The organism is Pirellulales bacterium (assembly GCA_035533075.1).
Lineage (GTDB): Bacteria > Planctomycetota > Planctomycetia > Pirellulales > JAICIG01 > DASSFG01.
In genome coordinates this window covers 18,527-36,115 of the sequence record DATLUO010000140.1, presented here as the reverse complement: position 1 = coordinate 36,115, position 17,589 = coordinate 18,527, and the positions used below count along the sequence as shown (strand labels likewise).

The following is a 17,589-nucleotide window of genomic DNA, read 5'->3' as shown; positions in this document are numbered from 1 at the left end:
CGAGCTTGCGAGCGCCGGCCCACCCTACATCCGCCCGGCGGTCCAAACCTGTTCCCCCCGATTCTTCGGTTACGCTTTCAAACATCTTCGCGCCCATGCCCTCTACGACTTCCCTCTGCCGACCGTCAGCCGTGCCGCTGGCCATCGCGCTCTTGCTTCCGACACTCTCCGGGTGCTCCGACACGACCAGCCAGGCGTCGCATGCCCTAAATGACGTCGATGCCACGCCATCGGCAGTGGCCGCTTTGCCCAGCCTGCCCGACGATAAAACGCTGCGTGACCGGCTCGACAACGTGATCGAGTTGACAGGCAAGCGGCACATGAGTCCGCAGGTGAACAACGCCTGGCAAATCATCCACGGCATGCTGGCCTACGGTGACTCGCTACAACTCAACGACAACGGCAAGCTGGTGCCGGGCATCGAGTGGCTGTTCGACGGCGGGCAGATGCGTGGCTGGCAGCTTGTGCCGGGCGAGAAGGGACTCAAGGACGTCGAGGAGCCGGGGAGCAAAAGCGGCGAGGGGCACGACGATCAGTGGCTCGGTTATTTCGCCCAGTGCGACGTGCCGCTCGACGCCAAGATCAACGTGCGCGGGCAGGAGTTCACCATCCACGACATGGTCACTCAAGCCCAATGGGACGTGCGCGAAGGCATGGAAGCCACTTGGACGCTGATGGCGTTCAGCGTGTACCTGCCGCTCGATTCGAAGTGGCAGGCCCGCGACGGCAGCGAGTGGTCGATCGAGCGGCTGCTCGAGCTGGAGTGCAAGCAGGACCTGGCCAGCAGCACTTGCGGCGGCACGCACCGCATGTACGGCATCGCCTCGACTCTGAACCGCCATCTCGTCGAAGGCGGCAAGCTGGCGGGCATCTGGCAGGTGGCCGACGAGAAGGTCAAGCAGGCCCTGGCCGACGCGCGTGAATATCAGCAGCCCGACGGCGGTTTTTCGACCAACTATTTCCAGCGGTCCAGCAGCTCGGCCGACATCGGCCTGCGGCTCAACACCACCGGTCACGTGCTGGAGTTCGTCTGCCTGGCGGCGACGGGCGACGAATTGCGTCAGCCCTGGGTGACGCGTGCCGCGACCTATCTCTGCGGCCTGTTGGAAGAGACGGCCGACCTGCCGGTCGAGTGCGGCGGGCTCTATCACGCCGTCCACGGCCTGATGCTCTACCGCCTGCGGCGCTTCGGGGAGTGAAACTCCGATGTCCAATCGCTCCAGCAAGCCGCTGGTTCCTGGCCCTCAAAACGAGCCTGGACAGTCTAGGAAGGCCATCCTCCACCACCCGCACGCTCGCGATTGCCCAGGCAAGGCCGGCAAAGTCGCGGTGGTTCTACTTCACGCGGCCGAGAATGAGACATTGGGGGTGGCTGGGGCAGAGTCTGGCCACGTGAAGGCTGGCACTGCGTTCATCTCGGCGGCCAGACGATGCCCCGGTGCGTCCAACCGGGGCATCGCTTGGCCGCCACGCCGTTGATGGGCGCCAGCCGCTATCTGGCCAAGCTCTGCCCCAGCCACCGCTTTTGCTCGCGGAAAAATCCCTCATTTTCGGCCGCGTGAAGTATAAAGACGCCCTAGACTACCCGCGTTGCAGCCGGTAAAGATCGGAGGCGGGGCGGTTTACGGCTGAATTGCCGAGCGGCGCGGCGCTCGCCGCTGCCCGCGGCATCGACCTGCCGAAAGTATCCTAAGTAGCGGTGTAATTTCGTGGCGCGATCGGCCGCGGCGATGGTTTTCAGGAACGTGAGGAGTATGGCCGACGAACATGCCTGCCGGCGAGTGCTTGCGGCCTATGGGGCCGATTGCCAGCCGCTGCGCATCGAGCCGCTGGCTTCGGCCGGGGGCTTCAGCGGGGCACGCTTCTGGCGCGTCTCTGCCCAGGCCGGCGTCTTGTGCCTGCGTCGCTGGCCGCGCGAACACCCCGACCGGCAGCAGCTTGAGTTCATCCAGGCGGTGCTGTGGCACGTCCATCAGGAAGGCTTTGGCCTTGTGCCGCTGCCGCTGGAAACCCGCACCCTCGCGGGATACGTTTGCGAGGCCGGGCACCTCTGGGAGCTGACTCCCTGGCTGCCGGGTGAGGCCGACTATCACCGCTCGCCGTCGTTGGCCCGGCTGCGCGCCGCCGCCACCGCCTTGGCCGGTTTTCATCAGGCGGCCGCCAGCTTTCCGTTGCCGCATCGTGGTCCGGGCACGGCCCCGGGCCTGCGGAGCCGGCTGAAGCGTCTGGAAGTCTGGAATGACGCCAGGCTGGTACAGGTTTCGGCCGCCATTACCGCGGGCGACTGGCCGGAGATGGCCGAGCGTGCCCGAAGGCTCGTGCCGCTTTTTGCCCGTGCCGCCGAAGCGGTGGCCGACGTGTTGCGGCAGGCCCTCCCCATCCAGGCTTCGCTGGAACCATGCATCCGCGACATCTGGCACGACCATGTGCTCTTTGTCGGCGACGAGGTGAGCGGGCTGATCGACTTTGGGGCCCTGCGCGTCGACTCGGTGGCCACCGACGTCGCCCGGCTGCTGGGCAGTCTGTGCGGCGACGACAGCGCGGCCTGGCTCGAAGCCCTCAACGCCTACGACTCGGTCCGTCCGCTTTCGTCGGGCGAGGCGCTGCTGGTCACGGCGTTCGACCGCTCGAACGTGTTGCTTTCGGGCATGAGTTGGCTGGAATGGATTTACCTGGAGGGCCGCGAGTTTGAAAACCGGGCCGCGATCTGCGAGCGGCTCGATGCGAATCTGGCGCGGTTGGAGCATCTCGTCGGTCAAACGGCGTTTGGCGTTTGACCCTCGTAAGGTGGGACCAGCGAGCTTGCGAGCGCCGGCCCACCGCTATCGACGTCGCTAACGGTGGGCCAGCGCTCGCAAGCTCGCTGGTCCCACCGTACGTTCGGTGTAGCAATCGTCAGCCTGCCGGTTGGCGGGCGACTTCTTCCGCCCGGCGAAGGACGCGAAGCATGTTGCCGCCCAAAATCTTCCTGATCGCCGCTTCGTCATAGCCGCGGTCCAATAACTCCTGCGTGAGATAGGGATAGCAGGAAACGTTTTCGAGTTGCTTGGGCACCATCGAGACGCCGTCGTAGTCGGAACCGAGGCCGACGTGGTCGATGCCCGCCACCTTCGCGATGTGCTCGATATGGTCCACCACCGTCCGCACCGTTCCGGGCGAGATCGGATGGGCGTTGTCCCAGCGTTCGACGGCGGCTTCGTAGTCGGCCTTGTCGGGAAACCGGGCCTTCAGTTCGCGGCGGACTTCCAGAAAGTCGGCCCTGCGACGAGCGGCTTCGGGCACGACAAAGCCCGAGAAAAAGTTGACCATCACCACGCCGCCGTTGTCGCGCAGGCCGACGAGCACGTCGTCGGGCACGTTGCGGCGATGCGGCGCGATGGCATAGGCCGACGAATGCGAGGCGATGATCGGCGCCCGCGACACCCGCAGCGCGTCGCGCATCGTATCGGCCGAAACGTGCGAGATGTCGACCAGCATCCCCAGGCGGTTCATCTCGCGCACCACTTCTTCGCCGAAGGGCGTCAGTCCGCCGTGTTTGGCGTCGTCGGTGGCCGAATCGGCCCACGACAGCGTGTCGCTGTGGGTGAGCGTCATGTAGCGTGCGCCGAGCTTGTAGAGCTGCCGCAACGCGCCCAACGATTCTTGGATTGAATGCCCGCCTTCGACGCCGATCAACGAGGCGATTTTTCCCTGCCGGTGAATTCGCTCGACGTCGTCGGCGGTCAGTGCCAGCTCGAACGTTTCGGGATAGCGGGCGACGATCTGGTAGACCAGGTCGATCTGCTCCAGGGTATCGCGCAGGGCGGTGCCCGACTGGCTCGTCTCGGCCGGCACATAGACCGACCAGAACTGCGCCCCGACGCCGCCTCGTCGCAGGCGCGGAATGTCGGTCTGCAAGCGGGGCTGCGGCTGAGAAAGATCGCACTTGTCCAGCGAGCCGCCGAACTCGTCTCGCAATCTCCACGGCAGGTCGTTGTGGCCGTCGAACACCGGGGAGTCTCGGTGGATCTGCCATGCCCGTTCGGTCACGATGACGGGCGGTTTGTCGGAGGCCGGTTCGGCACCTGCCGCTATCGCCACACAGGCGACGGCCAGCGTGAGAGAAACGACCAGGTGCAGATGAGGTTTCATGCGGTTTACAGTCGTTCGGGATAACTCACAGGGTTTTTACGCGATGAGCGAAGGGCGCGAATCCTCTTGCACATCGCTGCTCAAGGATTGGCAGCTCGATGGCTTCGGCCAACTTGGCGTACATCTCGCTCTGCGCAAGGTCGGCTTTGCATTCATCGCGGAGCTTCATACACACTTGCTTCGGATTGTGAATTCCTTCCGGCGACGGTTGTCGCTCGATTTCGCCTCCTAGAATAGACGATAAAGCCTTCTCGTCCGCCAGCATCCAGGCATCAAAGGTCCGGACGGCGATGCCAAGTGCCCGGCGGAAGGCAATCAGCGACGACTCCTGAGCCGCCGTCATCTCTTTCACCCGCTCGGCCTGTCCGTCCTCATCGACGACGAGGACGAGAGCTTCGTAACCGCGCTTGCGCGCTTCGAGCATCCAACGAAGGGCACGTTTGAAGAACCCTTGCCCCTTTCCGTGGTGCGCGTGGATGTCGCCCCGGCTTACTCGGTCGTGATCCACCTCCAGCTTGAGCGATGAGAGTCGGCGGACAAGCGTTTCCAAGGAACCGCTCAACTCGTGCTTTCCCTCGGATACGAGTAATACCTTCATGGCACGGCGTCCGTAACGTCTGCTGCCTGCCGGGCAAGCCCTTCATCGCCCTCGGCGGTCCAGATTTCTCCAAGCGTGAAGACATCGAGTTGCTCGCGGACTGCCTGACTTTCGGAAAGCCGGCGTACGGCAACCGAGCCGTCGGCCGACTTCTGGCAAAGTGTAACCTCGTCGGGCTGAAATAGATCGACGACATAGGGCGAGTGCGTGGTCAAAATCACTTGCGATTGCGCCTGCTCCTTCACCAAGTCGCGCAAGATCGAAAGCACGTCCTGCAGGCGCTTGGGGTGGATGCCGTTTTCCGGTTCTTCCACCAGCACCACTCGGGGTGGCTGTGGCAAATAAAGGACCGTGAGATAGGCCAGCACGAGCAGCATGCCGTCCGATACCTGCGAAGCCGCCACCAGTTGTCCGCGCTCGGATAGCTCGAAGTAGATACCCTTGCCATCGGCGCGATTCAACTGCGGAACTTGTTCAGGGTCGTCGGCAGGAGCGCGAAAGGCGGGCTCGGGCATGAGCTTAATCGAACGCACCTGCGGGAAAATCGCCTTGAAGCGCTGTTCCAATGCGATAAAGCGGTCGCGGTCGAATCCCAGAATGTCGTCGAGGCAAAGCGCCAGCCCAAAGCCTGACGCCTCCATGCGAAACCTCCGCTTCGAGTCCGGCGCGACGGGCAAAGCGAGGAATCCGGGGCTCCAGCGGTAGTAATGCACTCCCGCCAGTGCAGCGAACACGCGCTCGGTCGCTTGCCGTTTGTCATCCGGTATGGCTGTGGGACTGGTTTCCCACGTAAACACGCCCGAGCGAGGATGCCCGCGTCCAGGTTGAATTTCGATTTCGTGCTGGTTCGCGTCCATGCGGACTGCTTCACGCTCAACCACTACATTTCGGTCCGCCATTGGAAAACGGACGGAGAGGCTATACTCGAACGCACCCGACACATCTTCGACCGCGGCGGTAAGCACGACAAGCAACTCGGCCTGTCGTTTCCAAACAAGGCTTCTACCCTCCCACGCTCCAACAAACGCATGATTCAACTGATGATCGGTGCTACGGCAAAGCGCCGCAATCGCCTCCAGCACGCTCGTCTTGCCGGAGTCGTTCGGTCCAATCAGGACATGGACGGGCGTCAAGTCGATTGTGATGTCGCGCAGTGCCTTGTAATTCTCGATCCGAACTCGTTCGATCATTCGTTTGCGATCCTGATGTTCTTTGGCAAGTTTAGCCTGATTCTGCCCGCGGTGCCAACGAGAAGCCTTGGGCCGCCTGTACCGCATGGCGCAGGCGGTGGTCTGTTCGGAGCCATTCGAGATTGTGGGGTAACGCAGGGCGCGGAGTTTCAGCGTGGCGGACGGCCGTTTCGCCGATTATGATGACGACTCTCAACCGTCATCCAATATTCGCCCGCCCAGGTTTCAGGGAGCCTCGCCATGCGACGATGCACGTATCTGTTCCTTATTCTGACCGCCGGCACGCTTGGCTGCTCAGGCAACAGCGCCACCAGCTCAGGCAAACCGGCAAATTCACCCACCGGCCCGGCAACAGCGACGGCGAGCCAAACGCCCAGCGTGGCCTTCGTCACCAACAATCCTTACGAATTCTGGACCATTGCCAAGAAGGGAACCGAGAAGGCGGCCAAGGATCTGAACGTGACGGTCGAGTTTCGCATGCCGCCGCAAGGCTCGGCCGCCGAGCAACGCCAGATCATTGAAGATTTGTTGGTGCAGGGCGTTCAAGGCATCGCCATCAGCCCGATCGATCCCGCGAACCAGGCCGAGTTTCTCGACGAAGTGGCCGAAAAGGTGCCGCTCATCACGCAGGACAGCGATTTGCCCGCGGGGAGCAAGCGGCTCTGCTTTTTGGGCACCAACAACTACGAGGCCGGCAAGGCCGCCGGCCGGTTGGTCGAAGAGGCCCTGCCCGACGGCGGACGCCTGGCGATTTTCGTCGGCAGCATGGACGCCCAGAACGCCATCGACCGCCGCCAAGGTGTGCTCGACGAGCTGGCCGGAAAGGAGCATGCCGAGGGTCCGGAGCTGGGCAGATTTACGCTGATCGACACCTTCACCGACGACGCCAAGCAAGAAGTCTGCAAGAATAAGGCGGAAGACGCCCTGGTGCAGCATGGCAAGGATCCGGAAAGTCTCTGCCTGGTCGGCTTGTGGGCCTACAATCCGCCGGCCCTGCTGGCCGCCGTCAAAGACCAGGGGCTGGCGGGCAAGGTCAAGCTGGTCGGATTCGACGAGAACGAAGAGACGCTGGAAGGAATCAAAGAGGGCCAAATCTTCGGCACCATCGTGCAGCAGCCGTTCGAGTTCGGATATCAGGCCGTCAAGATGCTCAACAGCCTGGCGCAGGGCGACAAGTCGGTCGTGCCCGCCGGTGGGGAATTGTTCATCGACTATAAGGTCATCAAGTGCGACAACGTCGAAGCGTTCCACGACGAGCTGCGGCGGCTGAAAGAATAGCAGGAGCGCGCGTGACGAGCACGGCCCACAGTGCCCCGCCGCTGGTTGAGGCGGCCGGCATCTCCAAATCGTTTCCCGGCGTCCGCGCCTTGCAGCAGGTCGGCCTGCGTCTGGACCGCGGCGAAACACTGTGCGTCGTGGGCGAGAACGGCGCCGGCAAATCGACGTTGATGAAGATCCTGGGCGGAGTTTATACGCCCGACGCCGGCGAAATCTTGCTCGACGGCAGCCCCGTCGAAATCGGCACGGTCGAAGCCGCCCAGCGGCTGGGCATCACGCTGATCCATCAAGAACTGAACCTGGCCGAGAGCCTGGACGTGGCGGGCAATTTGTTCCTGGGCCGCGAGCCGCGTTGGGGCGGACCGCTGGGGTTGATCCGCCGCAGCATCTACTCCGACGCGGTGGCCGTGATCGAACGGCTGGGACTCGATTGTTCGCCGCAGACGCCCGTCTCGCGTTTGTCGATCGGGCAGCAGCAGCTTGTCGAGATCGCACGGGCGGTTTCCTTGAAAAGCCGCGTGCTGATCATGGACGAACCGACCAGCAGCCTGACGCAGCGCGAGACCGACCGTTTGTTCGAGGTGATTCGTGACTTGAAACACGACGGCGTGAGCATTCTATACATTTCGCACCGGCTGGCCGAGGTGCGGGCGATTGCCGATCGCGTGACGGTGCTGCGCGACGGCCGCAACGCGGGCGAGCTGACGCGCGACGAAATCTCGCACGACGCCATCGTGCGGTTGATGGTCGGCCGCGACGTCAAGCAGTTCTTTCATCGCGCCCCTTGTGGTGCAGGCGTCCCGCCTGCTCTTGCTTCAGGTTTAGGCGTCCCGCCTGTCGTCGCGCAGGCGGGACGCCTACACCACAAGCCGGTGTTTGAAGCCCGTGGACTTGTCGTCGAACCGGCGCAGCGGCGGCCGATCGACTTTGCGATTCACGGCGGCGAGATCGTAGGCATGGCGGGCCTGATGGGCGCCGGACGCACGGAACTGGCCGAAGCGATCTTCGGCGTTCGTCCGTTGCTGGGCGGTACGATCGCCGTGGATGGCAAGCTCGTTCGCACGCGCTCGCCCGCCGACGCGATTGCGGCCGGAGTGTTCCTCGTACCGGAAGACCGCCGCAGCCAGGGTCTGCTGTTGGCGATGAGCGTCAAAGAGAATATCAGCCTCCCCTCACTGGACCGCCTGAATCATTGGGGCCTGGTGGCGCGACGCGCCGAGCGCGAGCTGGCCGATACGATGCGCCAGCGGCTGAACATCCGCACGCCGCACGTCGAGCAGCGGTCGGGCTTGCTGAGCGGCGGAAACCAGCAGAAGATCGTGATCGCCAAATGGCTGGCGCGTGCCTGCCGGCTGCTGATTCTCGACGAACCGACGCGCGGCATCGACGTGGGCGCCAAAGCCGAGATTTACGCCTTGATGCGCGAGCTGGCCGACCAAGGCCTCGGCGTGCTGATGATCTCCAGCGACCTGGAGGAGGTTCTGGGCGTCAGCGACCGCGTGCTCGTCATGCACCAGGGCCAGCTGGCGGGCGGACTGGGCCGAGAACTTATGACCGAAGAAGCGATCATGCAGCTTGCCACCGGAGGCGAATCTCGCGAATGAAAAAGCTTTTGGGCCTGACCGCCTTCCTGGTGGTCCTTTACGTGGCGATGCTGGCGGCCGACGAGAGCGCTCGCTCGCTCAGCAACCATCTGAATCTCGGCAAGCGGACCGGCCTGTACGGCATCATCAGCCTGGGAGCGGGCATGCTCATCATCAGCGGCGGCATCGACCTCTCGATCGGTTCGGTGGTGGGCTTTTGCGCCACGATCATGGCCCTGTTGCTGGTGCGTTTGCACTGGCATCCCGCCGCGGCCACGGCGGCGGTGCTCGCCACGGGGGCGGCCATCGGGCTGATGAACGGGCTGGTTGTCACCAAGCTGAGGGTGCAGGCGTTTGTGGTGACGCTGTGCGGATTGTTCATTTATCGCGGCGCCGCCCGCTGGCTGGCCGGCGACAAAGTGCAGGGACTGGGCAACGCGTTTCCGGAGTGGAAGTATTGGCTGGCCAAAAGCCGCGACCTGCTGGGGCTGCCGATGTCGTTGGTCATTTTTCTCGCATTGGCGGCGGTGGCCACGGTCTTTCTGCACTTCAGCATCCACGGACGCTACCTGTATGCCATCGGCAGCAACGAGCAGGCCGCCCGATATGCGGGCGTGCCGACCGACCGCTACCGCATTCTGGCTTACGTGCTGTGTTCGACGCTGGCGGCTTTTTTCTCGGTATTGTTTCTGATGGAGGAGAACTCGGTGCAGCCGAGCAGCACGGGCAACTTCTTCGAGTTGTATGCGATCGCCGGCGCCGTGCTGGGAGGATGCAGTTTGCGGGGCGGCGAGGGAAGCGTGCTGGGCATCCTGATCGGAGCCGCTATCATCCGCATCCTGCCCACCTTCACGCAAATGTGGAAAGTCGCCTCCTCGTTGGAATACACGGTGATTGGCGGCGCGCTGCTCTTGGGGGCGCTGCTCGACGAGTTCTTGCGTCGCCGCGCGGAGAAAGGCGGCGGACGTTAGACCTGCTGGATTTGACAAACGAGTTCGGCATTCGAGGTAGGGTGGGACCAGCGAGCTTGCGAGCGCCGGCCCACCGTTTTGAGGCGTCAGGTTTCAGGCGGCAGGCGTCAGGACAAACAGGACCCAAACTTCACCGCAGGAGACCATCCCGTGCCCGTTCATAATCTCGACAAGATTTTCCGTCCGAAGAGCGTGGCCGTGATTGGCGCCAGCGAACAGCCGGGCAAGGTCGGCCATACGGTCTTGCACAATCTACTCAGCTTCGGTTTCGGCGGGGCCGTCCATGCGGTCAATCCCAAGCAGTCGAGCGTGCAGGGCGTGCCTGCCGTGGCCCACGTCGGCCAGCTCTCGCCTCCGCCCGATCTGGCCGTGATCTGCACGCCGGCGCCCACGGTGCCCGGCGTGGTGCGCGAGTGCGGCGAGGCCGGCACGCGGGGCATTGTGATTCTCTCCGCCGGGTTTCGCGAAGTGGGACCGGAAGGCCGCGCGCTGGAAGAGGAGATTCGCCGCGAAGCCGAGCGCTACGAAGGTTTGCGGATCATCGGCCCGAACTGCCTGGGCGTGATCGCCCCGCAGATTGGGCTGAACGCCAGTTTCGCCTCGACCATGCCCAAGGCGGGCCATGTCGCCTTTCTCTCGCAGTCGGGCGCCTTGTGTACGTCGGTGCTCGATTGGGCGCTCGACGAGAACATCGGCTTCTCCAACTTCGTCTCGATCGGCAACATGCTCGACGTGGGCGTCGGCGACCTGATCGACTATTTCGGCGCCGACCCGGCCACCCGGTCGATCGTGCTCTACATCGAGTCGATCACCGACGCCCGGCAATTCATGTCGGCCGCGCGGGCCTTTGCCCGCTCCAAGCCGATCGTGGTCTACAAGGCGGGCCGCTTCCCGCAGTCGGCCAAGGCCGCCGCTTCGCACACGGGAGCGATGGCCGGCGTCGACGCCGTCTACGACGCCGCGCTGGAACGCGCCGGTGCGGTGCGCGTCACGCAAGTCGACGACCTGTTCGATTGTGCCGAGCTGCTCGCGCGAAAGCACATTCCCAAGGGGCCGCGGCTGGCCATTGTCACCAACGCCGGTGGTCCGGGCGTGATGGCCACCGACGCCCTGCTGGCCCGGCAGGGGACGCTGGCCACGCTCTCCGACGATTTGCGGGCCAAGCTTGACGACGTGCTTCCTTCGTTCTGGTCGCACGGCAATCCGGTCGACGTGCTCGGCGACGCGCCGCCTGAACGCCTGGCGAAAGCGCTCGAGTTGGTGCTGCGCGACGGCGACGTCGACGCGGCGCTGGTCATGCTCACGCCCCAGGCCATGACCGATCCCACCGGCACCGCACGGGCAGTGGGCGAAGTCGCGTCACGGTTTCACAAGCCGGTGCTGGCGGTGTGGATGGGCGGCCCCTCGGTGCGCGAGGGCGTGCGGTTGCTCAACGACGTGGGCGTGCCGACCTACGCCACGCCGGTACATGCCATCCGTGCCTTCATGTATCTCATCCGATATGCCAAGAACCTGGAAACGCTTTACGAGACGCCTCGCGAAGTTCCGCTGACGTTCAAGCTCGACCGCCCGTCGGCCCGCGGCCGCTTTCACGACCTGGCTTCGAAGGGGCAAGACATTCTCTCGGAGGACGATTCGAAAGAGCTGCTCGACGCCTACGGCATTCCCACCACCTTGCCGTTGCGTGCCCGCGACGCCGACGAAGCGGTCAAGGTGGCGAATCTGGTGGGCTATCCGGTGGTGCTGAAGATCGCGTCGCCTGACATCACGCACAAGACCGACGTGGGCGGGGTGGCCCTGAACCTGGCCAACCAGGACCAGGTGCGGGCGGCGTATGAACGCGTCACGCTGGCCGCCCGTCAGCGTCGGCCGGAGGCCCGCATCGAGGGCGTGACGGTCGAACGGATGATGGCGGCGCCCGACGGCGTGGAGTTGATTCTCGGCGCCAAGCAAGATCCGGTGTTTGGGGCGGTGATCATGGTCGGAGCGGGCGGCGTGACGGCGGAGTTGTTTCAGGACCGGGCCTTGGGCCTGCCGCCCTTGAACGAGCGGCTGGCCACGCGGATGCTCGAATCGCTGCGGTCGTGGCCGCTGTTGAACGGCTATCGGGGCCGGCCGGCGGTCGAGGTCGATCGGCTGATCGACGTCATCATGCGGTTCTCTTATCTGGTGGCCGATTTTCCGGAGATCGTCGAGATCGACGTCAATCCGCTGCTGGTCACGCCGCAAGAGGTGCTGGCGCTCGATGCGCGGATGGTGATCGATCGCCAGCGGATGAACGCGGCGCCGCGGCCGTTCAGCCACTTGGCCATCCGGCCGTATCCGGAGCAGTACGTGCGCCGCGTGACGCTGACCGACGGCGGAGAGGCCGTGTTCCGTCCGATCAAGCCGGAAGACGAGCCGCTCTGGCACGAGTTGCTGGCGAGTTGCTCGCCCGAATCGCTTTGGTCGCGCTTCCGCGGCTTCTTGAAGGAAGTCACGCACGAAATGGCGACCCGCTTCTGCTACCTCGACTACGACCGCGAGCTGGCGATTGTGGCGGAATTGGAGGTCGACGGCGTGCAGAAGCTGGCCGGCGTGGCACGGCTGGTGGCGGATCCCGATCACCAGCAGGCGGAGTATGCGCTGTTGGTGGGCGACCGTTGGCAGTCGCGCGGATTGGGCGGACTGCTGACCGATTACAGCTTGGAGATCGCACGCGACTGGCAGCTCCGCCGCATCACGGCCGAGACCATGCGCGACAACACTCGCATGCTGGCCATTTTCCGCGACCGCGGCTTCGAGCTGGATCACAGCTTGGCCGGCGACGTGGTGCTGGTCCGCAAGCGGCTCGACGGTCTGGAGCCGGAAGCGGCGGGACCGTCGTAACGGACGTGAAGGGTGGCAACGAGGTGACGCGGGCGCATCTATACTTCACGCGGCCGAGACATCGGCGGTGGGTGGGGCAGAGCCTGGGCCGGTGGAGGCTGGCACTCCGTTCATCTCGGCGGCCAGGCGATGCCCCGGTTGGACGCACCGGGGCATCGCTTGGCCGTCACGCTGTTGAAGGCACCAGCCGCTATCTGGCCAAGCTCTGCCCCAGCCACCGCGCTTTTCCTTGCGGCAAAACGTTTCATTCTCGGCCGCGTGAAGTATACTGAACTAGGACAGAAAAGAGCCGTAATTACCGCGTAAACGTCAAGCCCGGATCGTCGGCCGGGCCGCCCCGCGGCTTGAAGATAAAGCGGTCGCCGTCGGCCGCGCTCACCTGGCCGACCATCGCGCCGCCGCTCGTGCCGCGCAGAATCAGCAGCCCGTTGTCGATGCTGTAGTTGCCCGAAATGGTTTGCGTCTGCTGCTGTTGAGAAAACTTCCAGATAAACGATGTGTCGGGCGAGAGGGTCAGGCCGAACCGCGCTCCGTCGTCGCGGCGGGCGTGCCAGTTGCCATCCAGTGCGGCCGGATCGACCGGCGGCACGTCCGCACGCGGCGCCGGTTGCGCGGCGACCTGCGGCGCAGTGCCCTTCCCGCCCACCATCCGCAACAACTCGGCGGCCAACTTGTCATCGGGCATCAGGCTCACCACGCGCTGGAGTTGAGCGGTCGCGGCATCGGTGTGGCCCGCGGTCAGGTAGTGATAGGCCAATAAGAACCGCGCGTCGGCCTGCCGGGGATGATCGTCAACGTAGACTTCCAGGGCCTGCAATTGCCCCATGTAAACCCGCATGTCGGAATAGATGCTGCTCAGCGTGGTCCAGTCCCAGCCGGGACCGATGGCCAGCACCGCATGGATGGTGGCCGCCGCCCCGGCGTAGTCCTGCATCGCGAACTGGATCAGCGCGCGCAGCTCGTGCGCGGCGGCGTCGGAGGGCTGGGCCTGAATGACGCCGTCGATCAGCACCAGCGCATCGGCGAATTCGCCCATCCGAAACCGTTCGATGGCGGCATCGACGTTGGGATTGGCCGCGTCGGCCAGGCCCGGCGCGGGCGGGATGGCGGCCGGCGCGGTGGCGATGGCGGGAGCAGGGATCGGCTGAGCATAGTTCCATCCGCCGGCGGCGGCGTTGTAGTACGGATTGTAGTACGGCATGTAGCCGCTCTGATACCAAAGACTGCCCATCCCCCAGCCGGTCATTCCCCAGCCAAGCGGATATCCCCAACCGCCCCCGTAGCCGCCAAAGCCATTGCCATGCCAGTGATCGTGCCAATGGCCGTTGTACCAGGAATAAGGATGAGCGTTCGCCCAATGGCCGGCCGCACCCGGCACGCCGCCCTCCCAGCCTAATCCGTGGCCTGGAATACCGCCCGCCCAACCAGCTCCGTGACCGAATCCGCCGACCGTTGCGGGTCTGTGGGCGGGAAAACCGGGCACGAATCCAAGCCCCGCACCCGGAAAGTGCGTGGTGCCGGGCAAGTGTCCGGCCATCGGCGCGTTGGCCATGCCGCCGAAACCCCCGAAATGTTCAAAGCCGCCCCCGTGACCGCCGCCCGGCATTCCGCCGCCCGGCATTCCACCGCCGTGCCATCCACCGCCTGCGATTCCACCACCGCCGTGCCAGCCTCCCGCGCCGCCACCGTGAAAGCCACCACCGCCGTGAAATCCTCCTCCACCGCCACCGTGGGCGAAGGCGGTTCCGGAAGCCAACGCAACACAAAGAATCGCAGCAACGTCAAGGCGATCGAGTTTTGGGTTCATGAGTCATCTTTGTGGTTCCGTGTCGGTGAAATTGCCGCCCGTTTAGGCTGATGGCAAAGGCCGCATCTCATTTGCCGCTCTGGGCCGGCGGCTGTTTGGGTTTGGGCGCCCGGCGGACCACCGTGATTTCGTTGATGTCGGCCAGCGGCTCGCCGCCAAGCATGCGATCGACGGCCCGCCAGGTGCGCGTGTGGTCGTTGACGCGAGTGTGGATCTGCGTCACCGATCCGGCGCGGCCGTCGGCCGAAACGCCTTCGAGCTTGACGAGCCAGCGGTCGCCGTCGCGGTGCCAAAAACCTTCGCCATATCCGCCGTCGCCGTCGAAGGTCCAGGTCTTGATCTGCCGGGTGAGCGGGTCCCAGCCGATGCGCTGCGTGCCGCTCATCGTAATTTGGCCGGCCACCTGGACCGTGTATTCGCTGAGCAGGAAGTTCTTGTTCTCGTCCCAGCGGCAGGAAGTGGCGACGATCGAGTCGCCTCCTTCCTCGACCCAATCGCCGACCAGCCACGCGAGCTGCTCCAGGTGCTCGTGCGGCGGCACGCGATCGTTGGGGTTGACCACGTCGCGCGAGCTGGCCACCAGCCAGCGGCCGCCTTCGCGGACGTGGACCGTGCTGTATCGGGTGCGAAGCGTCAGATCGTGGTCTTCGCTGGTCAGCACGAGCTGCCCGTCTTCGATGGCCAGGTTGTCGCCGACGAACCGCAGTGATTCGATTTCGACGGCGATGGTCAGCAACGGCTCTTCGAAGTGCTCGGCATACGACTTTTCGATGGCTTCGCGTCCCTGCACGACGTTGCCCTCCAAGTCGACCATTTCCGCCTGTGGGGCGAACTGCGCGGCGATGGCTTTGGCGTCTTGTTCGTTGAATGCTTTGACAAAATCGGCCGCCAGCGTTCGCAACGTCTTTTCGTCGTCGGCCCGGCTGGGGGCGGGTTGGCGGGCGGCGGTGCTTGGCGCCGCCGGTTTGGACGGCGTCGGTTTGGTCTGCGGCTTATCGGCAGCCGCGGCGGCCCCGGCCAACAGGGCACCATACAACAAACAGAGAAACGGCGTCGTTTTCATATCGGCGTACCTTGAGGTGCCCTTTCGGCGAATTGCGGATTCCCGCGGCTGTGTTTGGTAGTGTACGATAACGAGAGTGGGATACAAGACTGGCGAAGATGCTCTCAGACTTGGACATTTTTTTTGGCGACGCCAACCATGCCGAGGCGCGGGTCTACGCGCGGCTGGCCGACACGGATTTGCCGCCGGGCTGCGCCTTGATCGGTCGCGTCGTTGGACCGACGTGTGAATACTCGCAGACGCTGCGGGCGACCATCCCCTTCGCCCCACGGCGACCACCCGCCGCTCCGGGACCGTCGCCGTTGCTGACCGAGGCGATCGTGCCCGATCCGTGCTTTTGGTCGCAAGAACTGCCGTTTCTTTATGCGGCGGAAATCGAGCTGCGATGCGGCGGGGAATTACTGGCCGCCGTTACGCGAAGCTTCGGCATTCGGCCGCTGGGCGTTCGCCAGCGGCGGCTGGTGTGGGAAAGGCGGCCGTGGGTGGTGCGGGCCGCGGATGTTCGCGAAGTGGCCGAGCGGCCGATCGCCGAATGGAGAGCCAACGACCTGGCCATGCTCGTCGAACAACCGGGCGACGAGCTTTGCCGCGATGCCAGCCGGCTTGGCGTGGTTCTGATCGCAGACATGACTGAATGCCGCGAGCAGGTTGACAACGAGTTGCGACGATTGGCATGTTGGCCGGCGGTGGCCGGCGCGGTGCTCGCCTCCGGCCAATTGTTGGAAGCCAGCACGCGCAGCACGGCCCGCAATCTGCTCTTGGCGGAACGCTGCGGCCCCGAGGCCGATTTCGCGCCAAGTCCGTGGGCCGACGTTGTGATCTGCGAAGGCGCCTCGGCCGATGCGATCGCCGCCCAGGCGAACAAGATCCATGTGCCCGTCGTCGCTCAGCGCGCCGCCGACTGGGGCGACGATCTGGCCGATGTCCGTCGCGAGTGCGACGGTTTGCAGCGCGACCTGGCCGGCCGAGGCGACTTCACGGGCTACGTTGTGTAGATTGATCGTTGTTCGCTTGGCAATCCAAAATCCAAAATCCAAAATCCAAAATTGCGCATGGACCGTTACTCCCGCCAAATCCGCTTTGCCCCACTGGGCGACGACGGGCAACGTCGCCTGCTGGCCAGCCGGGTGCTGGTCTGCGGCTGCGGAGCGCTGGGCAGCGTGCTGGCCAACACGCTGGCACGGGCGGGCGTCGGCAAGCTGCGGATCGTCGATCGCGATTTTGTCGAGACGAGCAATTTGCAACGGCAAGTCTTGTTCGATGAAGACGACGTGGCGGCGAACTTGCCCAAGGCGATCGCCGCCGCAAACAAGCTGCGCAGGATCAATTCCGAAATCGAAATCGAGCCGATCGTGGCTGATGTGGACGCGACGAACATCGAGCGATTGTTGGAAGGCGTCGATTGCCTGGTCGACGGCACCGACAACTTCGAGACCCGCTTTCTGATCAACGACGCGGCGGTCAAGCTGGGCATCCCCTGGGTCTACGGTGGGTCGATCGGGGCGGGGGGCCAGACCATGACGATTCTGCCCGGCGAAACGCCTTGCCTCCGCTGCCTGATCACCGAAGCGCCGCCGCCGGGAACCACGGAAACGTGCGATACGGCGGGCATTCTCGGCCCGATCGTCAACGTGATCGCGTCGATTCAGGCCACCGAGGCCATCAAAATTCTTGCCGGACGGCGAGAGGCGGTGCAGCGGTCGCTGCTGGTGATCGACCTGTGGGAGAACCGCTTTCTGGCGATGAAGGCCCGCGGCCTGCGCGAAGGGTCCGATTGCCCCACTTGCGTGCGGCGAAAGTTCGAGTGGTTGTCGGGCGAGCGCGGCTCGCACACCGCCGTGCTCTGTGGCCGCAACGCCGTGCAGCTCGCTCAGCCCGGCCGCGCCGCCGTCTCGCTCGATGCGCTGGCTCAAAAGCTGTCGGGCGTCGGTCGTCTCACACGGAATCCTTTTCTATTGCGGTTGGAGGTCGGCGGCTTCACGCTAACCATCTTTCCTGATGGCCGCGCCATCATCGGCGGCACGGACGACATCGCCACCGCCCGGAGCGTCTATGCCAAGTATATTGGAGCGTGAGAGGGTTCGGGGTTCAGGGGAAATT

Annotated in this window: 14 protein-coding genes; 9 read left to right on the top strand and 5 right to left on the bottom strand. The window is 64.5% G+C overall.

What is annotated here, in order from left to right:
- The first annotated feature begins 95 nt into the window (after positions 1-95).
- Together VNH11_18115 and VNH11_18110 are read left to right on the top strand one after the other, a co-directional pair.
- Positions 96-1,199, top strand: coding sequence for an ADP-ribosylation factor-directed GTPase activating protein isoform b (locus VNH11_18115; protein HVA48287.1), 1,104 nt, complete (start codon positions 96-98; stop codon positions 1,197-1,199).
- 555 nt (positions 1,200-1,754) lie between these two features.
- Positions 1,755-2,777, top strand: coding sequence for an aminoglycoside phosphotransferase family protein (locus tag VNH11_18110; protein HVA48286.1), 1,023 nt, complete (start codon positions 1,755-1,757; stop codon positions 2,775-2,777).
- 118 nt (positions 2,778-2,895) lie between these two features.
- On the opposite strand, the gene VNH11_18105 is transcribed toward VNH11_18110, so the two are convergent.
- From VNH11_18105 to VNH11_18095, 3 genes are read right to left on the bottom strand one after another with little or no spacing between them, the layout of a single operon-like run.
- Positions 2,896-4,131 (bottom strand): dipeptidase, encoded by a 1,236-nt coding sequence (locus tag VNH11_18105; protein HVA48285.1) that lies wholly within the window; start codon positions 4,129-4,131, stop codon positions 2,896-2,898.
- A gap of 25 nt (positions 4,132-4,156) precedes the next feature.
- Entirely contained in the window at positions 4,157-4,681 is a 525-nt protein-coding gene (locus tag VNH11_18100; GenBank protein ID HVA48284.1) for a DUF4276 family protein, read from the bottom strand.
- A gap of 44 nt (positions 4,682-4,725) precedes the next feature.
- Positions 4,726-5,919 carry an AAA family ATPase gene (locus VNH11_18095; GenBank protein HVA48283.1) on the bottom strand — a complete coding sequence of 398 codons (1,194 nt, stop codon included), beginning with the start codon at positions 5,917-5,919 and terminating at the stop codon, positions 4,726-4,728.
- Positions 5,920-6,159: 240 nt separating this feature from the next.
- Here VNH11_18095 and VNH11_18090 point away from each other — a divergent pair, with 240 nt between their 5' ends.
- The 4 genes from VNH11_18090 to VNH11_18075 all read left to right on the top strand — a co-directional run bounded on the left by VNH11_18090 (position 6,160) and on the right by VNH11_18075 (position 12,619).
- Entirely contained in the window at positions 6,160-7,197 is a 1,038-nt protein-coding gene (locus VNH11_18090; protein ID HVA48282.1) for a sugar-binding protein, read from the top strand.
- A gap of 11 nt (positions 7,198-7,208) precedes the next feature.
- Positions 7,209-8,801 carry a sugar ABC transporter ATP-binding protein gene (locus VNH11_18085; protein HVA48281.1) on the top strand — a complete coding sequence of 531 codons (1,593 nt, stop codon included), beginning with the start codon at positions 7,209-7,211 and terminating at the stop codon, positions 8,799-8,801.
- Positions 8,798-9,751, top strand: a complete 954-nt coding sequence (locus VNH11_18080; protein HVA48280.1) for an ABC transporter permease — start codon at positions 8,798-8,800, stop codon at positions 9,749-9,751. Before VNH11_18085 ends, VNH11_18080 begins: the two co-directional genes overlap by 4 nt.
- A 150-nt stretch (positions 9,752-9,901) precedes the next feature.
- Entirely contained in the window at positions 9,902-12,619 is a 2,718-nt protein-coding gene (locus tag VNH11_18075; protein ID HVA48279.1) for a bifunctional acetate--CoA ligase family protein/GNAT family N-acetyltransferase, read from the top strand.
- Between the two features lie 295 nt (positions 12,620-12,914).
- Here VNH11_18075 and VNH11_18070 read toward each other — a convergent pair whose 3' ends face one another.
- The gene (locus tag VNH11_18070) at positions 12,915-14,171 is read right to left on the bottom strand and encodes a tetratricopeptide repeat protein (GenBank protein HVA48278.1); all 1,257 of its coding nucleotides are present in this window, start codon (positions 14,169-14,171) and stop codon (positions 12,915-12,917) included.
- 18 nt (positions 14,172-14,189) lie between these two features.
- On the opposite strand from VNH11_18070, the gene VNH11_18065 reads away from it, so the two are divergent.
- Complete coding sequence (locus tag VNH11_18065; protein ID HVA48277.1) at positions 14,190-14,477, top strand: hypothetical protein; 288 nt, start codon at positions 14,190-14,192, stop codon at positions 14,475-14,477.
- A gap of 16 nt (positions 14,478-14,493) precedes the next feature.
- On the opposite strand, the gene VNH11_18060 is transcribed toward VNH11_18065, so the two are convergent.
- Positions 14,494-15,489, bottom strand: coding sequence for an SgcJ/EcaC family oxidoreductase (locus tag VNH11_18060; GenBank protein ID HVA48276.1), 996 nt, complete (start codon positions 15,487-15,489; stop codon positions 14,494-14,496).
- A gap of 98 nt (positions 15,490-15,587) precedes the next feature.
- On the opposite strand from VNH11_18060, the gene VNH11_18055 reads away from it, so the two are divergent.
- Both VNH11_18055 and VNH11_18050 read left to right on the top strand, forming a co-directional pair.
- Positions 15,588-16,484 carry a hypothetical protein gene (locus VNH11_18055; GenBank protein HVA48275.1) on the top strand — a complete coding sequence of 299 codons (897 nt, stop codon included), beginning with the start codon at positions 15,588-15,590 and terminating at the stop codon, positions 16,482-16,484.
- 57 nt (positions 16,485-16,541) lie between these two features.
- Positions 16,542-17,564 (top strand): ThiF family adenylyltransferase, encoded by a 1,023-nt coding sequence (locus VNH11_18050; GenBank protein HVA48274.1) that lies wholly within the window; start codon positions 16,542-16,544, stop codon positions 17,562-17,564.
- Positions 17,565-17,589: the final 25 nt, after the last annotated feature.

Coding starts and splice junctions, on each gene's coding strand:
- VNH11_18115 (HVA48287.1), top strand. CDS start 96: ATGCCCTCTACGACTTCCCTCTGCCGACCGTCAGCCGTGCCGCTGGCC.
- VNH11_18110 (HVA48286.1), top strand. CDS start 1,755: ATGGCCGACGAACATGCCTGCCGGCGAGTGCTTGCGGCCTATGGGGCC.
- VNH11_18105 (HVA48285.1), bottom strand. CDS start 4,131: ATGAAACCTCATCTGCACCTGGTCGTTTCTCTCACGCTGGCCGTCGCC.
- VNH11_18095 (HVA48283.1), bottom strand. CDS start 5,919: ATGATCGAACGAGTTCGGATCGAGAATTACAAGGCACTGCGCGACATC.
- VNH11_18090 (HVA48282.1), top strand. CDS start 6,160: ATGCGACGATGCACGTATCTGTTCCTTATTCTGACCGCCGGCACGCTT.
- VNH11_18080 (HVA48280.1), top strand. CDS start 8,798: ATGAAAAAGCTTTTGGGCCTGACCGCCTTCCTGGTGGTCCTTTACGTG.
- VNH11_18070 (HVA48278.1), bottom strand. CDS start 14,171: ATGGCCAACGCGCCGATGGCCGGACACTTGCCCGGCACCACGCACTTT.
- VNH11_18065 (HVA48277.1), top strand. CDS start 14,190: ATGTTCAAAGCCGCCCCCGTGACCGCCGCCCGGCATTCCGCCGCCCGG.
- VNH11_18060 (HVA48276.1), bottom strand. CDS start 15,489: ATGAAAACGACGCCGTTTCTCTGTTTGTTGTATGGTGCCCTGTTGGCC.
- VNH11_18055 (HVA48275.1), top strand. CDS start 15,588: ATGCTCTCAGACTTGGACATTTTTTTTGGCGACGCCAACCATGCCGAG.
- VNH11_18050 (HVA48274.1), top strand. CDS start 16,542: ATGGACCGTTACTCCCGCCAAATCCGCTTTGCCCCACTGGGCGACGAC.